Below are 26,052 nucleotides of genomic sequence, written 5' to 3' on the forward strand. Positions count from 1 at the left end.
TTATGCCTTATCGCCAGTATTAAACCAAACATGATTATTCTCTGCTAATAATTCATCTGCATCTTCAGGGCCCCAACTACCGGCTCTATACAGTGCTGGTTTACCTTTTTCTTGCCAACGTTCAATTATTGGATCAATCCATTTCCATGCTTGGCGTACTTCATCACGATGAATAAATAATGATGGATTATTCGCTGCAGCATCAAGCATTAAACGTTTGTAAGCATCTGAGTGAAAGCCATTACTATATGCTTGCGACAGCTCAATGTTCATCGTTACAGGTTCAAGTTGCATGTCTAAATTATCTAAACGCTTCGACATCAGCGTTAATTGAATACTTTCTTGTGGTTGTAAACGGATTACCAAACGGTTTGGCTCGATATTACCTACGCTGTCCTCATACACGTTATGAGATACTTTTTTATATTCAACCACAATTTCAGCGCAGCGCTTTGCCATACGTTTACCGGTACGCAGGTAAAAAGGCACACCTGCCCAACGCCAATTATCAATGTGCGCACGAATAGCCACGAAGGTTTCAGTTTTACTTGCCCCTTCGTTTAGCTCTTCTAAGTAACCTGGGACTATTTTACCGTTTAAATCACCCGGTACGTATTGCCCACGAATAATATTGTCATCAACATCGCTGCCCTCTAATGGGCGTAATGCTTCTAATACTTTTAACTTTTCATTGCGAATACTATTGGCTTTAAGTTTATGCGGTGACTCCATTGCGACTAAGCAAAGTAGCTGTAACAAGTGGTTTTGCACCATGTCACGCAAAGCACCGGCTTTATCATAAAAACCAGCGCGGCTCTCAAGCCCTACCGTTTCTGATAAGCTAATTTGGATATTATCAATCGATTTAGCATCCCACATGTTTTCAAATAATGAATTTGAAAAACGCAATGCCATTAAGTTTTGAACGGTTTCTTTGCCTAGGTAGTGGTCAATACGGAAGATTTGATCTTCGTCGAAGTACTGTGCAATTTTCGCATTAATAACTTCTGCAGACTCGCCACAATAGCCAATTGGTTTTTCTACAACAACACGTGAATTGGCTGTTATTAATTTTTTAGTGGATAGAATTTCACAGCAAGTGCCATACACAGCTGGCGGAAGAGATAAGTAAAACACACGAGATTTATCGCTGTCGTCTTCATCAAGAATTTTTTTCAGTACATCCCAGTTATCATCCGCTTCGGTAACATTACTCACTACAGGCACTAAAAACGCTGAGAACGATTTCCAATCCTTAGCGTTATACTCGCCTTCGCTTAAAAATTCTTGTAATGCTTTGTGTGCGGTATCAATGTATTCATCACATTTACTTTGTTCGCGCACGGTAGGCAAAATACGTGAGCCTTGCGGTAAGTTACCTTCTTGATATGCTCGATACATTGCAGGAAGTAATTTGCGTAACGCAAGATCACCACCGCCCCCAAAAATTATAATATCAAAAGGATTAAGCATAGTTACTCTCTACGTTTATGCTACCTGCCACTACCGTATTGGTAATCAGTTATAGCGGTTTATTATCTGGATATGCAGGCCTTAGCACAAAGCCTACTAATGTTGTTCGTTATATGCGCCATAAAAAATGGGTCTAGGGACACTGTAATTCCTCTCACAAAAATACAGGCCCTAGGACTCCAGCGCTACCCGTTCAAAGGTATTTGGTTACTTATTGTGTAATAAGTGAATGTGTTACTGCGTACGGTGTTGTTTGTAGTACGCCATCAAGCCCTGTGTTGAGCTGTCGTGCTCATTAACCACGTTATCGTCGGTTAATTCAGCTTCAATTTTAGAGGCTAAACCTTTACCAAGCTCAACGCCCCACTGATCAAATGAACATATTTGTAAAAGAATACCGTGGCAAAAAATCTTATGTTCATACAGTGCAATTAAACGACCCACCGCTTTTGCATCAACCGTGTCTAATAATATAGACGTTGTTGGGCGGTTTCCTTGATGAATTTTATGCTTTAGTAGCATTTCAATTTGCGCAGGCGTTTTGCCTTTGGCTGCTAAATCAGCGGTTATCTGCTGCGCATCTACCCCGTTCATTAATGCTTCGGTTTGTGCAAAAAAGTTCGATAATAAAATATTGTGATGCTTATCAACGTTAACCTGTGGTTTTACAGAGCCAATAAAGTCCGCAGGGACAATTACATTGCCTTGGTGCAAACATTGATAAAACGCATGCTGGCCATTTATTCCCGTCATGCCCCAAATAATAGGCACGGTAGTGTAAGGTACGGTTTGCCCATCAAAAGTGACGTGCTTACCGTTACTTTCCATTTCACCCTGTTGTAAATACGCAGGCAACATATGTAATGCTTGGTCGTAAGGTAAAATAGCTTGCGAATCAAATCCTAAAAAGCTGGTATTCCATACACTCAACAGCGCCATAATTAAAGGAATATTCTGCTCAAGCGGTGCCGACTTAAAGTGCTCGTCAACTTCAAACGCCCCTTCTAAAATAGCTTCAAATGCTTCAAAGCCGGCATAAAGTGCAATAGGTAAACCAATGGCACTCCAAAGTGAAAAACGACCGCCAACCCAATCCCACATGGTAAATACGTTTTCGTCACTAATACCAAATGCCGCGGTTTTTTCTAAATTGGTGCTTACTGCCACAAAATGCTTTGCTATGGCGCTTTTATCTTTGGCGCTATTTAAAAACCAATCAACCGCTGTTTTTGAGTTGGTCATGGTTTCTGAGGTAGTAAAGGTTTTTGACGAAATAACAAATAACGTTGTTTCAGGGTCAACTTTATTCAATACTGACGCAATTTGTACGCCATCAGCATTAGAAACATAATGAACGCTTAACGGCTTATCAACCACTGCTTTAAGTGCTTCAGTTGCCGTTTGAGGGCCTAGATTTGACCCCCCTACTCCAATACTCACTACATCTTTCACCGCTTTACCGGTGTAACCTAACCACTGCCCGCTGCGTACTTTTTCAACAAAGGTTTTAATTTTAGCAAGTTCGCTATCGACCGCCTCAGTAATATTTTCACCGTCAACAATAAGCGGTGTATGGGCGCGATTTCTAAGTGCGGTGTGCAATACGGCACGGTCTTCGGTGATATTTATTTTCTCACCGGCAAACATTTTTTCACGCCACGCTTCAATATCACACTCTTTAGCTAATGAGATTAATTGAGCGAAAACTTTCTCATCAATACGTTGTTTTGAATAATCAAACAATACACCAGGAATGTGAGTAGAAAATTGAGAAAAACGAGAATCGTCTTGTGCAAATAAAGTTTTCAGATGTGTTTGTGCCATCTTTTGTGCACTATTTTCTAGTGCTTGCCAACTTACTAACTCAGAACGGCTCGCCATGTAAACATCCCCTAATTTATTAATCTATTGATTTAAAGCGCTTTATTTAATTTTTTACGACGCAAAATAACCGAATTTTGTAAAAAGCAAAGCCCAATATTATAGCTTAAAAAGTCTAATTTGCGTTATTTTTATAAGCTTCGATGCAGATAATAGCGCAATTTTTTGCTTTTGACACCGGTATCATAAAATTAAAAATTGAATTTAACAACTGATCAGCCCTTCTCTTTAATGAAGATTTTATTAATTTCTAACTGATCCAAATTAAAGCGAGCAAAAAAAAGGCCGACAAATGTCGGCCTTTCCTCTAAATAAACAATTAACCGGTTAACGCTAAACCACCCGATAAGTTATAAACACTGCTGTAACCAAGCTCAGTCAAATTTGCTGCCGCAATTTTTGAACGGTTACCACTGCGACACACTAAAATATACTGGTTGTTTTTGTCCAATTGGCCTTGCGTAAGTGCATGAGCCATTCGACTTAAAGGAATATTTAAGGTTTTAGCTATGGGTACGTTTAGCAATGCGCTTAAATTATTAGCGCCGTGTTCATAAGGTTCTCGGGTATCAATTAAATACGCATTGCCCTCTACCAGTATTTCTTTTGCTTGGTTAAAACTTAATTGCGAAGTTTCTACAGCAGGCTTAGCATTAACATAACCACAGAGCGTGTTGGCTTGTGTGTGTTGTTGTAAATCTGCTTGCTGTTTTTGTGCGGCAAATTCAGCGTCATCAATATCACCTTTAATTAGCTTTTGTAACAATGGCGTTTGCTGCTGTTGAACAGCCCAGTTCATTGCAAAGCACTGTTGGTAATCATGCCCTGAACACACCACACTTTGCGGATTAAGCTTTGCTGCTAACATCGTCAAAGAATGCGCCATTTTCATTGCATCCCCGCCATCAAGCGCGGTATTTCCAAGCCCTGCAGGTAAAATTAAATCACCGCAAAAGCAATACTGAACATCTCCATTATTCGCTTTTAATAAATAACTCACGCTATCTTGGCTATGCCCTGGTGTGGCTAGCTTTTCGAGTACGTGAGTGGTTAATTGCAATTTGTCGCTATTAGTTGGCCAACCTAATTTATCAACCTCTCCAGCGACTAAGTATTCTTTAAGTGCGCTGCGCATTAAATCAAGTGCGCAGTGACGTTCTTGATGCTCATGCGTATTTAAAATAGCGGTAATAGTTAAATTTTGCGTAGTTACTATTTTTTCAAAGCGAGGGATCAGTTCAATAATCGGATCGATAATAAATGCATGTTGATCATCTGTTACATACAACCAACTACATGCACCTTGGTGTCTAAATTGGGTAAGCCCTAAAGCACATACTTCTTGCAAAGGAAAACTGCTATCAGAAATCACTAAACAGTTAGCTTGTAATACCGTTTTAAGCGCTCTAATTTGTTCACATGCATCATCTATTTGCGCCATCGTAGCAGCAGGGCCAAATGACAAACGAATAGCGTTTTCACTTTGCCACTGTGAGGCTCCCATCGCATCAAGCACAAAGCTCTGCGTAGCTCCCGTGCTGCATGCAGAGCCACCGCTGACCCTAATACCTGCAGCGTCAAACAAATCAATAACTTCTTTACTAGTTAAATCGTTAACCGCAAAATTAAGCGTTGTGGGCACAGAGCAGGCAAAGTCATGATTAAAGGTAATACTTCCAAAAGTATCAACTAAGGCGCTATGCAGTTTATCCCGATACAAGTTAAGTACATCTATTGATTTAAAAGTCTCGTCTTGTTCATCTAGCAGCAAACTAAACAGCTTATTGAGCCCAGCTATACCAGGCAGGTTTTCTGTACCAGAGCGCATGCCACTTTCTTGGCCGCCACCGGCTATAAAGGGCGTGTATGGGCTGCCTTGACGAATATACAATAAACCTATGCCTTTAGGTGCATAAAGTTTATGCCCTGAAAAAGGCGCATAATCAATCGTTGTTTCACTTAGGTTGAGCTGTTGTTTGCCAAGCGCTTGTACACAATCAACCATCCAAGTGACTTGGCTATTACGACTACGAATCACCTTTTCTATGGCGCTTAGATCTTGGTAAACACCGGTTTCATTATTAACGGCCATCGTGCAAATCATCAAAGCGTTATCAATATGCTGAGCAATAAAGTCTAAATCTAAAATACCATCACGATTAACCGGAATAGCAATAATATCAGCGTTAATCTCAAGCACTGTATTCCAATGCTTTAGCGTATTAGGCACCGCTTTATGTTCGGTTGCCCCATACAATAAAACGGGGTTTGGCTTTGTATGGTGTTTTGCATTAATGAGCGTCGATACGATGGCGGTTTGAATCCCCTCAGTGGCACCGGAGGTGAATAAAATATCACCTTGCTGCGCGCCAATGACGGTACGGGCTTTTTGCCTAGTTTGTTCTAATAAGTGCTTGGCTTGAATGCCGGTTATATGAGGACTTGAGGGATTACCAAAACAAATTTGCATAGCATGGCACACCACCTCTGCAATACATGGCAATACAGGTGTGGTCGCATTTGCATCGAGATAAACTTGAGCTTTGGGTTCATCTGGCAATAAAAACTCTGACATTAAAAACGCACCTTATTACTAAAAAATATATCTTATTCCCAATAGTACATAGTTTTGACAGGAATGAATAATAATCTTTCGTAATTAAAGTGCGTTTACTATACCTTTTAGTTACCGAGCTCTTGCGCGAGTTCTTCGTGTTTGGATGACCAGGCATTAATAAGTGCTTTGACTAATGATGCTAATGGAATGGCAAAAAACACTCCCCAAAAACCCCATAGGCCACCAAAAAATAGCACCGCAACAATAATAAATACCGGATTTAAATCAACCGCTTCAGAGAACAATAAAGGCACCAATACGTTGCCATCGAGCGCTTGAATAATGCCGTATATAATTAAAACGGTCCAAAATTGAGTTTCTAAACCAAACTGAAACAGCGCTACTGCGGCCACTGGTATAGTTACTAACGCTGCGCCCACAAATGGAATAAGCACCGAAAAGCCTACGAGAACGCCTAAAAGCGCGGCGTACCGTAAGTCCAGTATGGTAAAAGCAATAAACGACACAGAACCAACAATTAAAATTTCAAATACTTTGCCACGAATATAATTCATTATTTGCTGATTCATTTCATGCCACACTTGTAAAATTAAGCGGCGTTGGCGTGGGATCATTTTAGCAATGCTGGCACTGAGCTCTACTTTATCTTTGAGCATAAAAAACACCAGTAGCGGTACCAAAATAAGGTAAATTAACCATGCTACAGCGTCTTTTAATGAATTAAGCGACGCAGATAATACCACTTGGCCAAAGTCGAGTACTTTGGTTTCAACGGTTACTACAATTGACTGTACTTGCTCTGCGCTAATAAGGCTGGGGTATTTATCAGGCAGATCGAGTAAAAACGATTTACCTTGCTCGACCATATGCGGTGTTTCTTGGACTAAGTTACTGCTTTGCTGCCAAAGCACAGGGCCTATAAACAATATTAAAGTGAGCATAATGCCAATAAATATCAGCATTACTATGCCGGTGGCAGTAAAACGCTTAAGGCCAAACCGTTCTAAGTGAACCACAGGCCAATCTAATAAATAAGCTATGATCAGTGCCACTAACACAGGCACAATTAATGGGCCAAAAAAATACAACATGGCAACCAGTGCCAACAATAAAAAAAGTAAAGTGACTGAATCAGGATCAGAAAACTTTTTTTCATACCATGCTTTTACATATTCAAACACGTAACGGCTCCACTAATAACAACCCCTGTTGTTTATTTAACTTGTAATAATACGCTTTTTTTTGCAAATATCGTTCAATATCATCAGTGTTTTGTTCTTGTGAGATATTAAAGGTAATTGCTTGTTTTAACGATATTGCATCACGCAGCCCTAATTTAAACTGAATAAATTGCTGTGGGCATTTATAAGCGCGTAAATTTAGCTCTAGCATACTCGTTTCGCTACCTATTCACATTAATAATAAGTCCTATAACAGGGCCAATTGAGATTAACCGCAGTTAAATTTAACTTTTTCTTAAAACAACCTCTGCAATGGTTTATCCTTATAACATCGTTAGCTATAAGGATACGTTAATGCCTAATTCGCATAATAAAGCGCAATTGCCTAGCAATCCAACTCTCAAAGAAATTAATTGGTTTAAAAAGCAAATTAATTGGGGGGAGCTGCCGCATTTTTATCATTTAGTGGCTTCATCGGTGAGTGAATGTGAAAGTATTTTAGATCACGGATTTGATAATGCCATTAAGCGTATTATCGACAAACGCAATTGGAATTTAGAAGCGCTGGGAATAGACCCCAACGAGCTTTATGAAAAAGAAAGCAATAACAAACCACGAATTTCACTGCATCAAGTGTTTACCGAGCGTGGTTTTGAATTACAAGCCTTCCCTTTTTCTAATGATACCGCCATCGATAGGTACGCACGACATGATGAGACAATGGAGTTTAGGTTATGGGATCCATTGACGATGAAAACCGTTATTCGCATTAATCAGTTACATAAATTCATTGGCTTTTACTTAGACCAAGGTGATGAGGCAGATAAAGCGCTTATATTACATTCTCACAAAGTGGTTCATAAAATTATTGCTTTTTTACAAACTCAATTGAACATTGTTAAGGTTGATGGGGTCACAATAAAGGCGTTTTATCAACTATGTGAAAAGGACAGCCGTTTATACACAGATGATCCTTCAAGTGCTAGTGCCCCTGATAAAAAATAAACAAGGAATATAATGCAGCTAAAATCAGCCTTTATCACTTTATGCAGTGCAGCGCTTACATTTAGCCTACTGATAAGTGAGCCGTTAAAGGCACAAACCAATCTTCAACTGCCCGACTTAGGCACTTCAGCCTTACAAGCATTGCCAATTGAAAAAGAAAAAGCGATTGGTGAAGTGATGATGATGCAGATCAGAGGCTCATCGCCTTTGATTAACGATCCGGTGCTTGATGAATACCTAACAACTTTAGGTAGAAAGTTAGTTGCTAACGCCAATGATGTACGTTTTGGGTTTTCATTCTTTTGGTTAAATAATCCCGAAATCAATGCATTTGCATTTTATGGCGGCCATGTTGGTGTACACACCGGATTAATAGCCCAAGCCGATAACGAGAGTCAATTTGCATCGGTTCTTGGCCATGAAATTGCACACGTTACACAGCGCCACTTAGCAAGGCGCATTCAGCAGCAACAAGATAATAGCGGGCTTACCATTGCAGGCATGATTGCTGGTATTTTAGCCGCGGTTGTAGCCCCTGATGCCGGTATGGCTATTATTTCAGCCAGCCAAACACAATCAGCTTTCAGTCAGCTGACACATAGCCGTTCTGCCGAGCAAGAAGCAGACAGAATGGGCATGCAAACCCTCAACAACGCAGGGTTTGATGCCAGAGCATCAAGTGAATTTTTAACTAAACTTGCCGCACAAATTCGTTATAAATATAAACCACCGGCGTTTTTACTCACTCACCCTCTTCCTGAAAGTCGTGTGTCAGATGTTCGCCTTCGCGCCGAGCAATACCCTAAACGCCAGGTAAGCTCGAGCCTTGATTTTGACTTAGCAAAAAGCCGAGTCCTGGCGCGTTACGATAACAAACCCGAAAACGCAGAAGCCTTATTTAGAAAGTTAATGCGCGAAAACACCTATAACAACGTAGCATTACAGTACGGCTTAGCTATTAGTTTGCTTGATCAAAAAAAGACGGATGAAGCACAGCCTATACTTGATAAGTTACTAGCAGACGATCCTAAAAACTTATTTTATATTGATACCAAAACAGATTTACTCATTGCACAAAAAAAAGCCGCAGAGGCTGTTAGTTACTTAAGCGAGCTAAATAATTATCGGCCAAATAACCAAGTGATCACCTTAAATTACGCCAACGCGGCACTAGAGGCTGAGCAATATGAGTTAGCTGAAAATATATTAAAGTCGTTTTTACTGGAAAAACCCGATCACAGTTTAGGCAAACAGCTTTTAACTGACGCCTACAAAAAACAAGAAAAATTGGCGGCCTACCATGAAGCCAATGCCGATGTATTATCTCAGTATGGTGCGTATTTAAAAGCGGCCGATGAAATACAAAAAGCGCTTAATTTTGTAGAGCCAAGTGAAAATGTTAAGCAACAGCGCTTAAAAGCGTTACTCACACAGTATCGGTTATTGCAAAAAGAGCTTGCGAGGCTTTAAGTCTTTAGTGAGTTCACCTAAAATAGCCACAATTTATACTTTGGATGTATTTTTATGTCAGTTACTATTTATCATAATCCGCGTTGTTCAAAATCACGCGAAACCCTTAACCTATTACAAAGTAAAAACATTGAACCGAGTGTTGTTGAATACTTAAAAACACCCCTTTCTCATGAGCAAATTAGTACCTTAGTTTCTCAACTTGGGTTTAATTCGGCACGAGATTTGATGCGCATCAAAGAAGAGCAGTACAAAGCGCTTAATTTAAAAGATGAAAACAGCGAGTCAGTGCTTATTGATGCCATGGTCAATCACCCAAAACTAATTGAGCGCCCTATTGTAGTAAATAACAACAAAGCCGCCCTAGGTCGCCCGCCTGAAAACGTATTAAGCGTTCTATAATGAGCACAACTATCGTGGTGCTGTATCACTCAAGCCATGGCTCAGTAGAGGCTATGGCGCATGAGATTGCAGAGTCAATAGAGCAACAAGGCGCAACCGCATTACTGCGTACTTTTGTGGCCAAAAACCCGCATGACATTGTGATCAGTAAAGATGATTTAGTTGCCTGTGACGGGCTTGCATTTGGTACGCCGACCCGCTTTGGCATGATGGCCTCACAAGCAAAAACATTTTGGGAAACCACCAGCGATCTTTGGCTCAAAGGCCAACTTATTGATAAACCTGCCTGTGTGTTTTCATCATCAAGCAGTATGCATGGTGGCAATGAAGCAACCCTACTCAATTTGTCATTGCCTTTGTTACACCATGGGATGATGTTGATGGGCGTACCTTACGATGTACCTGAGTTGCTCGGCACCGAAACAGGAGGAACACCTTATGGTGCCTCGCACGTTGCAGGTAGCAATAACAGCTCAACCCTGAGTAAGGATGAAATTAAAATATGTCAAAGCGTAGGAAAACGCCTGACTCAAGTTGCGAGTAAACTTAAATGATTCAAGCAAGCGAGCCTGCTAAAAAACCGATTACCATTAAATTTCAGCGCCTAGCCTTATTTGGTTATATTGGTCTGCTTATTTTAATGCCGTTATGGATGTTTGTATTAGCCCCTAGAGACGGCCACAGTAACACCTTTCTTTTCTTAGTGTATGTATTGCCACTATTACTGCCATTAAAAGGCATATTACAAGATAAAACCTACACCTATGCGTGGGCTAATTTTATTGTTATGTTTTACTTTATTCATGGCTTTACATTGCTGTGGGTCGCACAAGATGAGCTTATATGGGTATTGCTTGAGTTATTATTTGCCTCATCTATGTTTATTGGCTGTACTTATTATGCGCGCCATAGAGGGCAAGAACTTGGGCTTAAAATTCGCAAGCTTAAAGATGAACTCGCTGAAGAAAAAGCCGCACACGAGCACGATAAAAACAATCCGTAATAAATATCCAACAATGCAAAAACGCGCTAGTTAGCGCGTTTTTTTGTAGCAAAACATTAACTTTTAAACTAACTCGCTTAAAGCTGCCAGCCCCACAATACAGGCTAAACCTAGTTGTGCAACAAGACTAAAAACCGACATCATTCGTATTAAAAACAATCCCCATGGGTGTTTTACATGCGGATACAATGAGCAACGCTTTAAGTTCGTTGCAAAGAAAAAACACACCACCGCCGTCATGGTCATAAAAAGAGTAAGCTCACTTTTTATAGTGATGTTTTCATCAAAAAAGAAGAATAACTGTAGCGGTAATAATAAAGCCACAACCGCATGTAGCACATGTACCTTTTTAATTCGCTCTAGCTGCCCCTCTGGCGATAACTCTTTAATACCAAAGTCACGCTCGAGGCACTTAACTAAGTTGCTGGCTTTTATACTAACCGCTAATCGGTAACAACTTAACCCCTCGTTATTTCGCGCTCTAAAGTCATATCCTGCTTTGAGCAATAAAATCATTAACGATTCGTTTTTACTTATCACCGCGTAATGCAGCGCTGTATTACCTTGGCCGTCTACCGCTTTTTTATCTTGGTACTGCAGGAGTGTTTCTACTACATTTACGTAGCCTTTTTCTGCCGCCCACATAAATGCTGTTTTATCATCTGTATCGGTTAAGGTGCCCGTGGCGCCTTGCTCAATAAAGCGCATTGCCATGGTTTGCTTAGCTTTTTTCTTGTTTAAATGCGCAAGTAAGGCATTTTCTAACAACACAATAGAGTCAACATCAGGAGACACCTGAGTTAACAAAGTAAAGTAATCTTTGCCAGCAGCCACTTTTTCGCTGGTCAGCTCTGCTAAGTGATCAATATCAGCAATCGACTGGGGAATATGCGCACTTAAACGCTCTCTAAAATCGACCTCTTTCCAAATAGATAAGGTATCTTCAGCTGAGAGCTTTGCACCTTGCTCTAGCGCATGCTCTATCAGAGTAAAAAAGCGTTTACTAAAAAATAAGCTAATTAAAGAAAGTGGCGTTTCAATGTTATTTTGTGCCGACACACTTGCATACTTTTCAAGTCGCTGACACAGCATTAGCACAATATTTTCTATGCTGTAATCATTGGCAAAATAATGCTCTTTTAGTGCAGCAATATACTCTTGTGCGTTTTCATCATATTCAGAAATATGCTGAAAATAACACTCTTCAAATGGCTCTAAGGGGGTTAACCAGGTTAAATAATAAATTGGGGGTAAAACAGTGGTGCATACACCATTATCTTCTTCAGTAGAGCGACAGGCGGGCCAAGCTTCTAAAGCATCTAAAATGAAGGCACCGTTTTGTTCAACCAGCCCTTTGACCAGTAACGGGTATTCCTTTGGCCAAATTAGTACATTTTCCATTAAAACAACACAACTCCAGTGTAGCTCGGGTGAGTAGTCAGTTATAACAGTATTTAGCTGACACCACGCTTAATCAAAGAAGCCAATATTCTACCACAGCTAGGTAGCCAAGCTAGCGTAAACTCATGCAATATAGGCCAAAATACAAAAGCAGCTAACGACATCTGCCATTAGCTGCTTTTAAGGTTGGAGCTGTTAATTGCAAAAGTACTAGCTTTGCTGAAGTTCTGCTGTGACTTGGTCTAATCCCACATCAGAAATACGTTGAATGATCTCTTTTTGCTTAGCACTGAGTAACGAAATTCCCTCTGCAACAATATCGTATACCTTCCACTGATTGTTATTACCTAAACGCAATTTAAAGTGCAAATCAATGGTTGGCTTATTCGGTTCAATAATTTGCGTTTTAACAGTAGCAAATTTAGAGTCGCTTGCAGCAGCGTCTTGCTCAAATATTACATCCTGCCCTGTGTACTTCATAAGCGCACCGGCATAAGTCCCTGTTAAGTAATGCTCTACAGCATTAATAAACGCAACACCTTGGTCGCGGTTAATACCTTTAATATGCTTACCTAATAATTTAAACGACACAAACTTAACATCAATATGTGGCATTAAACGCTGCTGAACAATTAACGACATGGCTTCTTTGCTGGCATCGCCTTTCGCATTTACCTGTCCAATATCGTTAAATAATGATTCTGCTACAGTTTGCAATAACTGCTTAGGTGATGGCTGCGTTTGTGCATACAAAGCGCTACTGAAAAAAACAGCAATAACCACTAAAAGCTTTATAAGTTTCATAAAAAAATGCATAGTTTAAATAATTAATTTAAGCGTAATTTACGCAAATAACAGGCAATAAAAAAGGCATAAATAAGCAACTTATTAATGCCTAATTGGCACCAATTGAATTAATTAAATAAATTCAATTGGTTAAATAAATCAGTTAACAAGCCATATACAAGCGGCTTTTTGTCCTCATTGAAAACACCAATTCACCGCCCTTATTATCCCTTTACTATTTTGACTTAAACCCTAGTTGGCCGTTATGAAAACCTCATACAACAGACTTTTAGTTCTTGTTTTTACCCTGTTTATATTAGCTACCAAAGCCGCTTATGCATCCTCTAATCATGGTTATGCCGTCGATTTATTAAAAGGAGAAGGCAATGTAACAGGGGCAAAGCTTGCGTATCAATATCACCCTCAAGGTATGCAAAACTTTGTCGGCGATGCTCGTTTTTATTTAGAAAGCAGCGTTAACGTGTGGCAATACCGCCATGATCAACAATCACAATCCAACGTAGTCTTAGCTGTGTCACCGGTGGTGCAATTTCCAGCATTTAGTTTATACAACACCCCCTTTTATGTAGAGGCAGGTATTGGTTTTTCATTACTTGATGAGCGCTATTTTGCCGGTAAAAACCTAAGTACTCACTATCAGTTTGAAGATAGGATAGGCCTAGTGGCAGATTTTGGTGAAACCAATGTAGCGCTGCGAATTATTCACTATTCAAACGCCGGATTTAAAGCGCCCAACCCAGGCATTAACTTTTTAACATTATCGGTGGCACAACGGTTCTAATTGCTTATTTACAGTCCTAGAGAGGATTGCGGCTTTTATTTAAAGTGGTCATAATTACCGCTTAATAAAAAATAAGAGCATCGCAATGCAAATTTGGCAAATCGTACTCGTTATCGTGATTGTACTGGCTATTGTTATCGGCAATTTAGTACTGCTGCGTTTAAGTGCAAAAAGCGAGTTTAATCCCTCAGCACCACGCTCATCTGCGCAAAGCAAAGAAACAAAAAAGCCCTGAATAATCAGGGCTTTTTTTCGTTTAAATCATCACTTAGCCAACTAACCAGTGTGCCATTAAGGCAATAACAGGCAAGGTTACTAAAGTTCTGAGAATAAAAATAACAAATAACTCAAAAATATTAACCGGTATTTTACTACCCAATAAAAGTGCGCCCACTTCAGACATATAAATAAGTTGCGTTACACTCATGGCAGCAATAATAAAACGTGTTACATCGCTTTCAATTGAGCCTGCGGCTAAAATAGACGGAATAAACATATCTGCAAATCCCACCATAATCGTTTGCGCCGCCATTTCAGCTTCAGGTATTTGTAGTAATTCTAAAAATGGAATAAACGGCATACCTAAATATTGAAATATTGGCGTGTACTCAGCAATAATTAACGCAAATGTACCCACAGCCATTACCACAGGTAATACTGCAAACACCATATCAAATGCGTTGTGTAAGCCTTCTTCAATTGTGCCTTTTAAGCCTGGTGCTTTTTCTGCTTTAGTTAATGCAACATCAAGTGAATGCTTAAATAATGTTTTGCCTTCAGGAACCAATTCAGCGTTTCCATCGGGCTCTTCACCATCAATAAGCACGTCCTTTTTAAAACGCAGTGGCGGTAAACGCGGAACAATTATCGCAGCCACTACACCCGCTAAACACACGGTTAGGTAAAAAGGTGCAAATAAATATTCAAGCTTTACTTGGCCAATAACAACCAAACAAAAGGTAATTGATACAGCAGAGAAAGTGGTACCAATAATCGCAGCTTCACGTTGAGTGTAGTATTTATCTTCATACTGGCGTGCAGTCATCAAAATACCGACACTGCCATCACCTAACCACGAAGCAACACAGTTAACTGCACTGCGCCCCGGCACCCCAAACAATGGACGCATTACTTTAGTAAGTAAGGTACCCACCAGCTCAAGTAAACCAAAATTAAGTAATAACGGCAGTAACAAGCCCGCTAAAATAAACACCGAAAACAACACTGGTAGTAAATCTTTCAATACCAGCAAGCCGGTATTTTCTGAGGTAATAGCATGCGGCCCAACTTGAAAATAAGTTAAAAGCACAAACGCCATACCAAATAACCGTGTTACTAACCAAATCCAACTCACATTAAACAAATGATTTAATAAGCGAAATTTGGTTAAGCTTTTCGGTTTAAACACACTAAATACCAACGACATAACGCCAGTAATACAAATAATTGTCGCTATTAACCCAAGCGCTATCTCACTAAATAAAGCTTGAATTGCTTTTGCCATTACCGCAATAGGAATCGTCATTATTTCGCCAGACGGTACTGGCGTCATAAACAAAAACACACCGATTAATGAAGGAATTAAAAAAACCAACCACACTTTCAAATCATAACTTTTTTGGACTGGTGCTGGGCGTGATGAATCTAACTGAGACATATTTTCAACCTGTAAAAACCACAAAAAGAGCAAAAAGCTCTTTTTGTGGGAAGTATTTATAATTATTAAATTTTAATACCGCGCTTAATTAGCGCCGCTTCTAATGCTTGTTGTAACCCATTCATTGTACCTGGTTCAAGCGTTTCGCCTTTGTCATCCATCCACGTTAGACTGGTGCCACCTTGTTTGGTTTTGCTAACCAAAATTTGGTATTGACCTTCATCAATTGGAAGCTCTGTTGGTTCATCGCCCCAAATTGAATCCCACACACTGCTTTCTACTTTCGCATAATCTGCTGTAATTAAACCTGTCTCTTGGTTTATTTCAACAATAGTAAAAGATAAACGCTCTAAGAATCCAGAAAAGCGATCGAATACCGTATCGTAAGCCTGCTCAGTAACAAGTGCGGCATTGCCTTTGTTATCAAACCCGAGTTCTAACGAGATGATCCCTTGGCGCTTACGCATATCAACTTCAAGCTGACGGTAGCGGTAATCAAACTCACTCACTACTTGGTTAAGTGCACGCACTTCAAGCTGTTGTTTTAATAAATCAGTTAGCGGCTTATCACCTTTAAAATCAATAAGCTCAGCGGTTAACGAGGCTGTGCGTTGGTGTTCTTTTTCTTCAATGGTAAATTTAAAACGCTCTAAATCAACGCTTTCATCATTGCCCCATAACCAGCTTTCTTCAGGCTTTACAATAGCGTACCAATCGGTTACGAGTGTTCCTTGCGTTTTATCTAGCTGTGTTGCACTAATGTTATTATCAGCAAGCACCGCTTGAATCGAATCCCAAATAAACACATCTAAATCTTCAATGCCGTCATTTTTATCAAAATAAATACGCGCTTGTTTATCTGCTTCCTCAACCCAACTGCCTTTAGCAATGGTTAAAACTTGCGCTGGCGGACGATAGTTTGTTGCCTCTGGATTATTATCATATTGACCCACATCCATTTTATAAACAGGATCTTGAGCGGGTTGAGATAACGATGCAGGCGCTTTAACCGGCTCATGGGCGCGGTAATTACGCTCATTATGAGCATCACTTGTAAATACACTACACCCTGACAAACTTACCAATACACTTACTGCTAGTGCTTTTGGGATCCAATACTGCACAGATAATTCTCCTTAGCATACCCTTAATTGTTTTAACAAATATATGAGTGGGTAATGCCGATTTGGTTCAGTGTAAAATCAATATTAACTTTACATTTATAATTTGCTTGCCTAACTGCATTCAGCCTATGAGATAACAAACGGACTAGGCTACAAATAGACACATTTTTGCTATGGTACTTTCACAAGCTTGTAAAAACAAGAAACACTGCACTATTAACCGCCTAAAATTAACCGCCGCTATAGTTTAACGCGGGTTTTGTGTTAAACTTTGCCGCCGTGCAACGCTACGTGTTTATTTTTTTGTTGCCAAGTCGGTTGTTTTCATCCAAGTAACTTAGGTACTTTAAAACCCATGACTGCATTTTCAAATCATCAAATTGTTTTAACCGCAATTGGCGAGGATAGATCGGGCATCGTCAGTGAACTTACGCAACTCGTAAGCGATTGCCACTGTAATATTATAGATAGCCGTATTGCAATTTTAGGCAACGAATTCACCTTTATTATGCTACTAAGCGGTGATATGTCAGCCATTAGCCGCATAGAGCATACATTACCGACCAAAGGTATGGAGCTTGGCCTGCTCACTATGATGAAGCGTACTTCAAGCCATAATCAAAGCGAATTTTGTGCAGGCTATACCTTAGAATATACCGGCATAGACACCCCTGGCACATTAAGTAAAGTAACGCGTTTTTTTGCAGATAATAATATTAATATTTGCTCATTAAAGTCAGACACCTACGAAGAAGAAACTGAGCTAAAAATGCGCTGTGAACTTGAATTTAATATTCCCGTTGACGTTGATATTGACCAATTTAAAATTAGTTTTGAAAACCTTTCGCACGTTTTAAACGTAGATTACATCTTTCGACGTATTCGCTAAGGAGTTTAGCATGAACAAAATTACCCCATTACAAAGTGGCGACACAGCACCGGCTTTTAGCTTACAAAACCAAAATGACGAAACCGTCGTGCTCAGCGAGTTATTAAAAGAAAAACAAGTACTGGTATACTTTTATCCTAAGGCGTCAACGCCTGGCTGTACAGTACAAGCCGAAAACCTGCGTGACCAACAAGCCGAGCTTGCTAAATTTAACACCCATGTTGTTGGCATAAGCCCAGATCCGATTAAGCGTCTTAAAAACTTTGAAACAAAAAAAGAGCTTAACTTTGACCTACTCTCAGATGAAGATCATGCCATTGCTGACGCATTTGGGGTGTGGGGCTACAAAAAATTTATGGGCAAAGAGTACGACGGTATCCACCGCCTCACTTTCTTAGTAGGCCAAGACGGTAAAATTAAACACTTGTTTGATAAATTCAAAACCAAAGATCATCACCAAGTGGTATTAGATTATTTAGCCGCTGAATAAAGGCTAAAGGCTAAAGGCTAAAGGCTAAAGGCTAAAGGCTAAAGGCTAAAGGCTAAAGGCTAAAGGCTAAAGGCTAAAGGCTAAAGGCTAAACAAGATAAAAATAAAAGCGTTGCTCAAGGGCAACGCTTTTTTGTATTTATCGCTTTAGTACTTTAGCATTCCTGCCGATAGTTAAATTAGTAACAAATAACATTATGGATAATAAACCGTGATACAGCTAAATATACACTCAGCCTTTGACGTTAAAATTACAGCCGAAAAAACAAATATTACACAACAAACAAAAGACACAACAAAAAATCAGAACAACACTGATTATCAATTATCAGACAAAGAACGCAATAAACTCTCAGGAAAAGAGGCTGAGCAAAACGCTGAAAAAGCAACAAATTCAGAAATGCCTGAATATATCGCAAAAATGATAGAGCAACTTAAAGAGCTCAAACAGCAGCTTGAAGAACAAAAAGAGCTACTCTCTCAATTAAAAACTCAATCCGATCCGGAAGACGAGGTCATACAAGCACAAATTGAAGCACAGGCAAATATCGTTTCATCAACACAATCTCAAGTAGTCGCGCTGGTACAAATGATTAGCCAAGCCATGAAAGACGCCGGTATTACTGACGCAGGTGCACTTGTTAGTGCCATTGTTTGAATTTTCAGAGCCAAGTATTCAGCGTTATACAAATCTACCTTACAAAGGCGGCTTTATTTTTATCATCGGCTTATTATTTCAATGATAAATATGCCTACCCTAGCGGTTAAAAAACCACGTTGTGCTTGCGTTCTCACTCTTCATCTAACAGTGCTTGCTGATAAATTTTATTAAACTGTTCAGCAGGTAAGTCAGCCGCAAAGTGGTATATAAGCGCTTTATATTCATCGCTTTGAATTAATTTTGAGAGTGTATTATTAAAGTTCTGCATAAATTTTATATTTTCTTCACTGCGCTCACACATTAAATGCCCAACAGTAAACGATGTTTTTAATTTCAAATCAAAGGAGTGAATATCAGCATCTGTTATATCGTGCCAATACGTGGCTACATCGCTGGGGTATTCAATAGACGCATCAAACTCTTGCAACTTCGCTAATTGTTGTAATCTAGAGAATATATTAGTGGGAGCTGGTTTTATTTTAGTTTTATCTACCTCTTCAAGTAGAGACATAATGTCTTTGGAGAATATTCTGAATTTTGATAACCCCAACCTTAATCCACTTTGTGACACCAACTCGTCTAAATTTTTTATATGTTTAAATTGAGCCAAGTTATTTGGAGAATAAAGTCGCGGTGCGAGATACAAAGAAAACGGCTTTGATATTAAATAGCGGCTTGCTCGTTCTGGCGTGTTAATTTTATTGGCGAAACAATGACTAATGCCAAATTGCACCTCAACATTGGTATCTGGCGCTTTTACAAACTCAATTCTGTAATCTCGCATTTCAGCCAAAATTAACTTATAAAGCTGCGCGTCGAGTGATTTTCCTTCGGTAACTGAGTTCAGTCGTAGCAAAGACTCATCGTTACTACTCAATACAATTTTTGTTTTATTTGCGTCAAACTCTGCAAAACGCGTATTTTCATAATCTGATTTATATAATGCCTGCAACCTTCCCGATGATTTTAATTTTGGCATTGTTTGGTCAAATCTTCGCGCCAAGGCTTTCCCTTTTTCATTATTCGAAAAGGCTAAATAAATAGGCCTTGCTGGCACAACCTCTACATAATTAAGCTTTGATTTGTACTCTTTGGGAATGTTGTAGTCAAAATCAACGAAAGCATCTATGCGTTTATTGAGTAGCAGTGCCACTGCGTTTTCAATAGTAGAAGCCGGGTAATAATCGTGTGGGTATTCAATAAACTTATCGAAATTGTAGCCATCAAGCCAGCTTAATACTTTGTTGTTTAAATCAGACAGTTTATTAAACTTATGAGCAGAATCTACAAAATACGCATTAATTGGGTAATCGTAGTCTAAATACCAATTAGGATAATAAGCTAAAGGAATATCCTCTTTAGCAACACCAACAACAATATCATATTGTTTTTGTTCAAATAAATTGGTGATTCGTTTGTAAGTACTAAAATCGAACTCGAGCTGTTCATCCGCATAAACTTCTTTTAATAATTCAATATAAACGCCTGTTTCATCCGGATTAGTGTAATCAACCCAGTGAGTCACGCCCACTTTTACAGTAGCAAAAGCCGAGTTTATAAAAACATAAGAAAAAACAAACAACAGTAGTAGGTATTTAGCCAAGCGCATTCTCCCAATCACTTAGTTTAATATATGCACCCCCTGTGTACTTTGCAAACTTAGGTTTTAGCTCAAGGTTCAAGGTTCAAGGTTCAAGGTTCAAGGTTCAAGGTTCAAGGTTCAAGGTTCAAGGTTCAAGGTTCAACAAAATAAAAACAAAAGCGCTGATCAATAACAACGCATTTAGTAACAGCTTTGCTTAAAAGTCATGGAAAAGTTTGTGATAGTAATATCTTAGGTAATTTGTTAAAACTATATAAATTAAATAAATGAGCGTGACATAGTAGAAACCTGCGCGACGCGCGGACTAGAAAATAGTAAGGTGCAAGGAGTAAATATTAAGCGAATGAGCAATATTAATTTAATTGATTTACGCATTAAAATAATGCTAGAAGTTTTAAGCTTATGCTCAATAAACATCTCTGATGATTTTAATTCTCAAATTATTTCAATACTCGAATTAGACAATATCCGTGACTATGGATTTGTAATAGATTCTTTGTATCTGCTCGAAGATACTCAACTAGCTAAGGATGACTTCTACAATCATGGAATCAATATACATGAATCGAGAAACGAAAAATTTGGTGAAGCATACTTACGCATGTACGGAATATTCAATGCCTGTTATCTTCAGCTACAAGCTTTAATAGCACTATCTTCTAAATTAAAAATACCATTTTCAAAGAGTGAGGCGGACCAGTTACCAATCTTTCTATTTAGGACGTATTACGCTTCACACACCGTAAACACAGGATATAGCTCTGATAGACGTTCTTATATTCTCGACCGACATGCACTATTAAATGGTTCTGTTGAAGGCTATTCGTCAAATACAAAGGGTGAAGATCATTTTGTAAAGGCAGACATCCTCGAACTCTTATATGAGTGGGATCATTTCCTAGCCAAAAATCTTAAATCCATGTCATCAAAGTTTACTGATAAAATTGAAATTATTCCTCACGATGAATTCGATTTATCTAAGATCTCGGAGCTTATTAAGTCAGAAGCTGAAATAGAAGCATAATGCACCTAACAAGCAACTAATCAGGAGAAATAACTATTGGTTTTAGGTAAATCGATAATGCGATGTTTATTTTTATTATATCTGTTTAGATTTGGCTCTTCTGCTGCATCATGCATTCAAACTGATGATCAAGTTGCAGCATGGAACTTAAAATACAATCATTTATTTAATGTAAGTGTACAGCAAAATAATAGTTCATTTTCCGTTACAGTATATTTACCAGAGAAAATTAAAGAAGAGATGTTTAATTTTGTTTGGGTTGCAGTAGGTGAGCAAGATGACCCACTATTTGCCATACCAACAACTGTGGTCAAAGAAGAAGGAAAGACAAAAGCTTGGTTTATTGCTAAACCTCTTAATGGCGAAAAGTATGCATTTATTTTTAGCTATGGAAAAGGTTGCGGCATTGAAATTGAAGTACCTGTTGAGTTTAAAGAAAAAACATAACAACCATAATGGAGTTTGAAAATGAGAAAAGAGTTCGAATTCACGGTCAAGGGTCATAAAATTAAAATTGTTAACTCATGGTTTGGTGGTGTAAAACTATATGTTGATGGCGATTTTCGTGATCAACATTCTACTTTTATTGCTAATGGCAAAACGGCACTTCTTTCAGCTAAACTTGCTGACCTTGGTATTTTAGAGATTTTCCCCATATCTGCTTTAATATCTGTAGAAATGGATGCATTTTTAATTACGGACGATGAAAGGTTGCAAGTATACAGCTCACATAAGCGTTTAAACTTAACACAGCAGCGATTAGCAAAATAAACACATAGGTAAAATATGAAACTATTAATGGCCCCTTTATTACTCCTTATTGCTGGATGCAGTAGTGTTGCGCAAAAAGATGAACAATATTCGCCGTGCTCTGAGGCATGGTTTAACTATGTTGAACAGCAAATTAATACCGGTGACGGTTATGGACATGGGCCAGACATTGGCTCTTTAGAATGGCGCTCTGCGATCATGTTTAAACTCGGTATTAGAGATAAGCCAAATGTACCAGAATTAAATACACAGCTGTGGTGTCAGTTTATTGATGAAAATTATATTTAAAGCCAGCTTAACTTTATGAGTTGAAATTTGTTTAGTTAGGTTGGGTTTATAACCCAACCTTGTATCTACGTAATATAACTTAACGCAGAGCAGCTTACAGCTGCTCTTTAACTAATCCCCAAATACTTATGTACTTGAATTGATAAGCGCCAGTTTTTAGCGATACAAGTATCAATGGCTAATTTAGTGGCTGAGGTTTTTTGGCTGATTGGCTGCAAATATACCAGTTTTGGGTTTACGCCGGTGGCGGTAAATAGCTCTTCCAGTTCTTCTACGTGTTTTTGCATAGCAACCGGGTGTTTAATTTCATCGGCGCGTTGCATAGCACTGCTCAATACTTTGTAACCACCGCGCATATTAATTTTTGGCGATACCGTGACCCACGTTTGTGCAGGGGCGAGTATTTCGAAGGTGCCACTGGTTTCTATTTGTGTGCTAAAGCCATGATCATGCAGTAAATTACATACTGGGTTCAAATCATACATGCAAGGTTCGCCACCGGTTATAACAACATGCTTGGCGGTATAGCCACGGGATTTAAATAACTCCAGTACCTGCGCTGCACTGGCCTCGGCCCAATGATCTGAGTCGGCTTTTTTTTCTACCGTGTCATCAAGTGATACTTTATATACGTTATCAACATCCCAGGTTTGCTTTGTGTCGCACCATGAACATCCCACAGGGCAACCTTGCAGGCGTAAAAAAATAGACGGCGTACCAGTAAAACTCGCTTCACCTTGAATGGTTTCAAACACTTCATTAATTTTGTACAAAAGAAATCTCACTTACAACCTGACGGCAAAATTGTTACTATTAGAAATCACAAAGCACGGTGCAAAAATTGTCATTTATGCCTTGGCCGTGTAGTATATCGCGCCCTGATATAAACCTCTATCAAAACTAAAGAGCAAACCACGTATGACGCAAAAAGTAGTTGTTATTTATTCCGGCGGTATGGACTCATTTACTGTATTAAATAAAGCCCTGCAGCAAGGCCATGATGTTTATGCCCTCTCGTTTGATTATGGTCAGCGTCATGTTAAAGAACTTAAAGTCGCCGCCAGCGTATGTGAAAAGCTAAATGTCCCGCACAAAATTGTTGATATATCGGCAATTAATCAGCTTATTGGTGGTTCGTCGTTAACAGACGATATTGATGTGCCAGAAGGCCATTACGAAGAAGAAAGCATGAAAAGCACCATTGTGCCTAATCGCAACATGATTTTACTTTCTTTAGCGGTAGGTTATGCGGTGTCGCTTAAAGCAAGCAAAGTATATTACGGTGCGCATTCGGGCGATCATGCTATTTACCCAGATTGCCGCCCTGAGTTTGTTAAAAAGATGGATGATGTGTGTCGTATTGCTAATTACGATGCGGTAGAAATTTTTAGCCCGTATTTAAATAATACTAAAATCGATATTTTAACCGATGGTATTAAAATGGGATTAGACTACAGCCAAACATGGACCTGTTATAACGGTCGTGATAAGGCCTGTGGCAAATGTGGCGCTTGCCAAGAACGTTTAGAAGCCTTTGAGCTGAACAACGTAACCGACCCGCTTGAATACGAGTAAAGTTTAAAATAAGCATACTATAAGGCTACCAAGGGTAGCCTTATAGTATGAAAAAACATTAAAGCCAGCGTTTTACCCGCGATTTGTAATCCTCAAATTGCTCACCAAATAACTGATGTAACGCCCGCTCTTCGGGAATGATTTGAAACAGCGTTAAATAACCAACGTAGCCCACAATACCTAAAAAAGCCCAAATAGAGCTTAGCCACACGCCCCACCCCGCCAGTATAAAAGCAAAGCCTAAATACATAGGGTTACGTGAGAGTTTATATACCCCTGAGGTAACTAAGCTTGTTGCTTGCTCAGGTTTATTTGGTAGTACCGTGGTTTTGGCTAAACGAAAACTGACGACCCCAGCAATACAAAAGAAACAACCTATGGCGACTAATCCTAATGCTAGGTAAGTTATGAAGGCGGTAAAGTCTATTACTGTGTAATGCGCAATCAGTGCCATAACAGCAGCGAAAAATACCACAACGACAACCGGTGGAATTTTATTATTTAACATACCTATTCCTTGTATCGATTAAAAAACTACATGGTTACTATATGGTGGCGGCGCAAATAATAACAATGACTTTATAAATACAAATAAAGTTACAATTTATTGCCTTTATCGGCGCTTAATTATGGTTATAATTTAAACTTAAAATAAAATTAAAGGAAGTAATTATGTCTGGCACAACAATGATAGTTCTCATTGTACTTATTTCTGTAGGTTCGGGGGTTATTTACGATATGTATAAAAAGCACCTTGAATTTAAACATAAAGTTCAAGACAACAATCAAGATGCTCATAAGCAACTAGCAGAAGTAACCGCGCAAGTGACTGAACTCAAACAGCGAGTACAAACACTTGAAGCCATTGTTACCGACTCAAGCTATAGCGTAAAACAAGAAATAAACAAACTATAGCTGTCCCTTAGTTATAAATAATTAGGGTATAAATGTGCATTTTCTGGCTGCTCTATACCATGGGCAGCTAAAAACCCGCCAATGGCTTGTCCACACCCTTGGGGTGCCCTGCCGCTGTCTATTTCAAAGTTTAACTGATTCGCCTCTTGCTTACCCATAGAACATAAACTAACTGAACTTGGTGAACGCATGGCAATGCTTAGCTCCCCGACCTGCTCTGCGTGTACATCTTTACTAAAGCGCGCAAAGCCTTGGTATTTAAAATGCTCACTCACATACTCGTTACTTACAGCAACAAGTGCGGCAATAAAGCTATGTAAAAAGCTGTTGGTTGTTGCATCAGGTGCTAAAAATGACAAGGTTTTATTATTAAATTCGCTTAGCTGACAACTATCGCAATGAAGTTTAACCGTATACACCTGCTCGCCGGTGATTATGGCTTGGCAGTTAATTAGCGCAATTTTATTATCCGCAAACACCAGGCGCTCTATCAGGTCGTTCAATGGAATATTTTTAAACGATGTGCTTTTAACAAGCTCAGGGTTTTGCGCCATAACAGGTAAATCATGATGATTATTAAACGGCGTGCTGGTTGCGCCTTGATGCTGCAGCTGAAAAAGCTCTCTTACTTCATGCTCGCGTGCCACTTTCAATGCTAAAAATGCTGTTTGAATAAGCTCTGAGGTTGGCAAATTTTGCTCTACTGGCCAGCGACGACCAAACAGTAACTTTTTTGCTTTGTTCTCAGCACGGTAATTATCTGGACTAAGTACCGCCACTTGCAGATAAATATCACTGTTTTTTTCTGCAGCTAACACACTAAAGTGAGTAGAAAAGCTAATGTCGTTAAGCACTTCATTAACGCTGGCTAGCGTATGTTTGTAACGTAAAAAATGCTGGGGAACAATCCAATTATTATTGGCCAGTTGTACTAACGGCGCATACGAAATCGGTTGCTCGTAACTGTGTTGCCACTTTTGCCCATCGCCTAATAATGGCTCAATTTTTATATTTTTATCTGACATATATAAACCAAATAAATCCGCCTGATGGCAAGATATTAACTATGAAGCA

General features: G+C 39.2%; 29 protein-coding genes. 16 read left to right on the forward strand and 13 right to left on the reverse strand.

Annotated features, from left to right (window positions below; translation table 11 throughout):
* The 5 genes from zwf to PSM_RS09215 all read right to left on the reverse strand — a co-directional run bounded on the left by zwf (window position 1) and on the right by PSM_RS09215 (window position 7,324).
* Window positions 1-1,473: a glucose-6-phosphate dehydrogenase gene (gene zwf / locus PSM_RS09195; RefSeq protein ID WP_013465247.1), complete on the reverse strand. Its 1,473-nt coding sequence runs from the start codon at window positions 1,471-1,473 to the stop codon at window positions 1-3.
* 234 nt (window positions 1,474-1,707) lie between these two features.
* Window positions 1,708-3,354 carry a glucose-6-phosphate isomerase gene (pgi, locus tag PSM_RS09200; RefSeq protein ID WP_013465248.1) on the reverse strand — a complete coding sequence of 549 codons (1,647 nt, stop codon included), beginning with the start codon at window positions 3,352-3,354 and terminating at the stop codon, window positions 1,708-1,710.
* 319 nt (window positions 3,355-3,673) lie between these two features.
* On the reverse strand, window positions 3,674-5,929 hold the full coding sequence (locus PSM_RS09205; RefSeq protein ID WP_013465249.1) for an aminotransferase class V-fold PLP-dependent enzyme: 2,256 nt from the start codon (window positions 5,927-5,929) through the stop codon (window positions 3,674-3,676).
* A 107-nt stretch (window positions 5,930-6,036) separates the two neighbouring features.
* On the reverse strand, window positions 6,037-7,113 hold the full coding sequence (locus PSM_RS09210; RefSeq protein WP_013465250.1) for an AI-2E family transporter: 1,077 nt from the start codon (window positions 7,111-7,113) through the stop codon (window positions 6,037-6,039).
* Window positions 7,106-7,324 carry a hypothetical protein gene (locus PSM_RS09215; RefSeq protein ID WP_013465251.1) on the reverse strand — a complete coding sequence of 73 codons (219 nt, stop codon included), beginning with the start codon at window positions 7,322-7,324 and terminating at the stop codon, window positions 7,106-7,108. The genes PSM_RS09210 and PSM_RS09215 overlap by 8 nt, the downstream gene beginning before the upstream one ends.
* A 143-nt stretch (window positions 7,325-7,467) precedes the next feature.
* On the opposite strand from PSM_RS09215, the gene PSM_RS09220 reads away from it, so the two are divergent.
* Genes PSM_RS09220 through PSM_RS09240 form a run of 5 tightly spaced genes read left to right on the forward strand, consistent with a single transcriptional unit; the run spans window position 7,468 to window position 10,993 of the window.
* Window positions 7,468-8,118 carry a hypothetical protein gene (locus PSM_RS09220; RefSeq protein ID WP_013465252.1) on the forward strand — a complete coding sequence of 217 codons (651 nt, stop codon included), beginning with the start codon at window positions 7,468-7,470 and terminating at the stop codon, window positions 8,116-8,118.
* A 12-nt stretch (window positions 8,119-8,130) separates the two neighbouring features.
* The gene (locus PSM_RS09225) at window positions 8,131-9,588 is read left to right on the forward strand and encodes a M48 family metalloprotease (protein WP_013465253.1); all 1,458 of its coding nucleotides are present in this window, start codon (window positions 8,131-8,133) and stop codon (window positions 9,586-9,588) included.
* A 54-nt stretch (window positions 9,589-9,642) separates the two neighbouring features.
* Window positions 9,643-9,990, forward strand: a complete 348-nt coding sequence (arsC, locus tag PSM_RS09230) for an arsenate reductase (glutaredoxin) (protein WP_013465254.1) — start codon at window positions 9,643-9,645, stop codon at window positions 9,988-9,990.
* Window positions 9,990-10,544 carry an NAD(P)H:quinone oxidoreductase gene (gene wrbA, locus PSM_RS09235; RefSeq protein ID WP_013465255.1) on the forward strand — a complete coding sequence of 185 codons (555 nt, stop codon included), beginning with the start codon at window positions 9,990-9,992 and terminating at the stop codon, window positions 10,542-10,544. The genes arsC and wrbA overlap by 1 nt, the downstream gene beginning before the upstream one ends.
* On the forward strand, window positions 10,541-10,993 hold the full coding sequence (locus PSM_RS09240) for a DUF2069 domain-containing protein (RefSeq protein ID WP_013465256.1): 453 nt from the start codon (window positions 10,541-10,543) through the stop codon (window positions 10,991-10,993). Before wrbA ends, PSM_RS09240 begins: the two co-directional genes overlap by 4 nt.
* Window positions 10,994-11,056: 63 nt before the next feature.
* Here the strand turns inward: PSM_RS09240 and PSM_RS09245 are convergent, their stop codons facing one another.
* Window positions 11,057-12,394 carry an ankyrin repeat domain-containing protein gene (locus tag PSM_RS09245; RefSeq protein ID WP_013465257.1) on the reverse strand — a complete coding sequence of 446 codons (1,338 nt, stop codon included), beginning with the start codon at window positions 12,392-12,394 and terminating at the stop codon, window positions 11,057-11,059.
* A gap of 210 nt (window positions 12,395-12,604) precedes the next feature.
* Complete coding sequence (locus PSM_RS09250) at window positions 12,605-13,198, reverse strand: MlaC/ttg2D family ABC transporter substrate-binding protein (RefSeq protein WP_013465258.1); 594 nt, start codon at window positions 13,196-13,198, stop codon at window positions 12,605-12,607.
* Between the two features lie 247 nt (window positions 13,199-13,445).
* Between PSM_RS09250 and PSM_RS09255 the strand changes: the two genes are divergently transcribed.
* Window positions 13,446-13,982: an acyloxyacyl hydrolase gene (locus PSM_RS09255; protein WP_013465259.1), complete on the forward strand. Its 537-nt coding sequence runs from the start codon at window positions 13,446-13,448 to the stop codon at window positions 13,980-13,982.
* 85 nt (window positions 13,983-14,067) lie between these two features.
* Window positions 14,068-14,217, forward strand: coding sequence for a DUF2897 family protein (locus PSM_RS18390; RefSeq protein WP_013465260.1), 150 nt, complete (start codon window positions 14,068-14,070; stop codon window positions 14,215-14,217).
* A 33-nt stretch (window positions 14,218-14,250) separates the two neighbouring features.
* Here PSM_RS18390 and PSM_RS09260 read toward each other — a convergent pair whose 3' ends face one another.
* Window positions 14,251-15,639 carry a YjiH family protein gene (locus PSM_RS09260; RefSeq protein ID WP_029610015.1) on the reverse strand — a complete coding sequence of 463 codons (1,389 nt, stop codon included), beginning with the start codon at window positions 15,637-15,639 and terminating at the stop codon, window positions 14,251-14,253.
* A 65-nt stretch (window positions 15,640-15,704) separates the two neighbouring features.
* Window positions 15,705-16,763, reverse strand: a complete 1,059-nt coding sequence (bamC, locus tag PSM_RS09265) for an outer membrane protein assembly factor BamC (protein ID WP_013465262.1) — start codon at window positions 16,761-16,763, stop codon at window positions 15,705-15,707.
* Window positions 16,764-17,118: 355 nt separating this feature from the next.
* Between bamC and PSM_RS09270 the strand changes: the two genes are divergently transcribed.
* From PSM_RS09270 to PSM_RS09280, 3 genes are all read left to right on the forward strand, one after another.
* A complete protein-coding gene (locus tag PSM_RS09270; protein ID WP_013465263.1) occupies window positions 17,119-17,652 on the forward strand; it encodes a glycine cleavage system protein R in 534 nt (177 codons plus the stop codon).
* Window positions 17,653-17,662: 10 nt separating this feature from the next.
* Complete coding sequence (bcp, locus tag PSM_RS09275; RefSeq protein WP_013465264.1) at window positions 17,663-18,142, forward strand: thioredoxin-dependent thiol peroxidase; 480 nt, start codon at window positions 17,663-17,665, stop codon at window positions 18,140-18,142.
* Window positions 18,143-18,352: 210 nt separating this feature from the next.
* Window positions 18,353-18,799: a hypothetical protein gene (locus PSM_RS09280; RefSeq protein ID WP_013465265.1), complete on the forward strand. Its 447-nt coding sequence runs from the start codon at window positions 18,353-18,355 to the stop codon at window positions 18,797-18,799.
* 133 nt (window positions 18,800-18,932) lie between these two features.
* Here PSM_RS09280 and PSM_RS09285 read toward each other — a convergent pair whose 3' ends face one another.
* Window positions 18,933-20,411 (reverse strand): substrate-binding periplasmic protein, encoded by a 1,479-nt coding sequence (locus PSM_RS09285; protein WP_016900420.1) that lies wholly within the window; start codon window positions 20,409-20,411, stop codon window positions 18,933-18,935.
* Between the two features lie 337 nt (window positions 20,412-20,748).
* Between PSM_RS09285 and PSM_RS09290 the strand changes: the two genes are divergently transcribed.
* Genes PSM_RS09290 through PSM_RS09305 form a run of 4 tightly spaced genes read left to right on the forward strand, consistent with a single transcriptional unit; the run spans window position 20,749 to window position 22,488 of the window.
* Complete coding sequence (locus PSM_RS09290) at window positions 20,749-21,429, forward strand: hypothetical protein (RefSeq protein WP_013465267.1); 681 nt, start codon at window positions 20,749-20,751, stop codon at window positions 21,427-21,429.
* A gap of 36 nt (window positions 21,430-21,465) precedes the next feature.
* Window positions 21,466-21,876 (forward strand): hypothetical protein, encoded by a 411-nt coding sequence (locus tag PSM_RS09295; RefSeq protein WP_236613509.1) that lies wholly within the window; start codon window positions 21,466-21,468, stop codon window positions 21,874-21,876.
* Between the two features lie 21 nt (window positions 21,877-21,897).
* Window positions 21,898-22,200 (forward strand): hypothetical protein, encoded by a 303-nt coding sequence (locus tag PSM_RS09300; protein ID WP_013465269.1) that lies wholly within the window; start codon window positions 21,898-21,900, stop codon window positions 22,198-22,200.
* Window positions 22,201-22,215: 15 nt separating this feature from the next.
* Entirely contained in the window at window positions 22,216-22,488 is a 273-nt protein-coding gene (locus PSM_RS09305; protein ID WP_013465270.1) for a hypothetical protein, read from the forward strand.
* Window positions 22,489-22,595: 107 nt separating this feature from the next.
* Here PSM_RS09305 and queE read toward each other — a convergent pair whose 3' ends face one another.
* Complete coding sequence (gene queE / locus PSM_RS09310) at window positions 22,596-23,261, reverse strand: 7-carboxy-7-deazaguanine synthase QueE (RefSeq protein ID WP_016900421.1); 666 nt, start codon at window positions 23,259-23,261, stop codon at window positions 22,596-22,598.
* 145 nt (window positions 23,262-23,406) lie between these two features.
* Between queE and queC the strand changes: the two genes are divergently transcribed.
* A complete protein-coding gene (queC, locus tag PSM_RS09315) occupies window positions 23,407-24,063 on the forward strand; it encodes a 7-cyano-7-deazaguanine synthase QueC (protein WP_013465272.1) in 657 nt (218 codons plus the stop codon).
* Window positions 24,064-24,121: 58 nt separating this feature from the next.
* Here the strand turns inward: queC and PSM_RS09320 are convergent, their stop codons facing one another.
* The gene (locus PSM_RS09320; RefSeq protein ID WP_013465273.1) at window positions 24,122-24,571 is read right to left on the reverse strand and encodes a methyltransferase family protein; all 450 of its coding nucleotides are present in this window, start codon (window positions 24,569-24,571) and stop codon (window positions 24,122-24,124) included.
* 164 nt (window positions 24,572-24,735) lie between these two features.
* Between PSM_RS09320 and PSM_RS09325 the strand changes: the two genes are divergently transcribed.
* Window positions 24,736-24,978, forward strand: coding sequence for a hypothetical protein (locus PSM_RS09325; protein ID WP_013465274.1), 243 nt, complete (start codon window positions 24,736-24,738; stop codon window positions 24,976-24,978).
* A gap of 11 nt (window positions 24,979-24,989) precedes the next feature.
* Here the strand turns inward: PSM_RS09325 and PSM_RS09330 are convergent, their stop codons facing one another.
* A complete protein-coding gene (locus PSM_RS09330; RefSeq protein WP_013465275.1) occupies window positions 24,990-26,003 on the reverse strand; it encodes a hypothetical protein in 1,014 nt (337 codons plus the stop codon).
* Between the last annotated feature and the right edge of the window lie 49 nt (window positions 26,004-26,052).

The organism is Pseudoalteromonas sp. SM9913, assembly GCF_000184065.1.
In the GTDB taxonomy this organism is placed as follows: domain Bacteria; phylum Pseudomonadota; class Gammaproteobacteria; order Enterobacterales; family Alteromonadaceae; genus Pseudoalteromonas; species Pseudoalteromonas tetraodonis.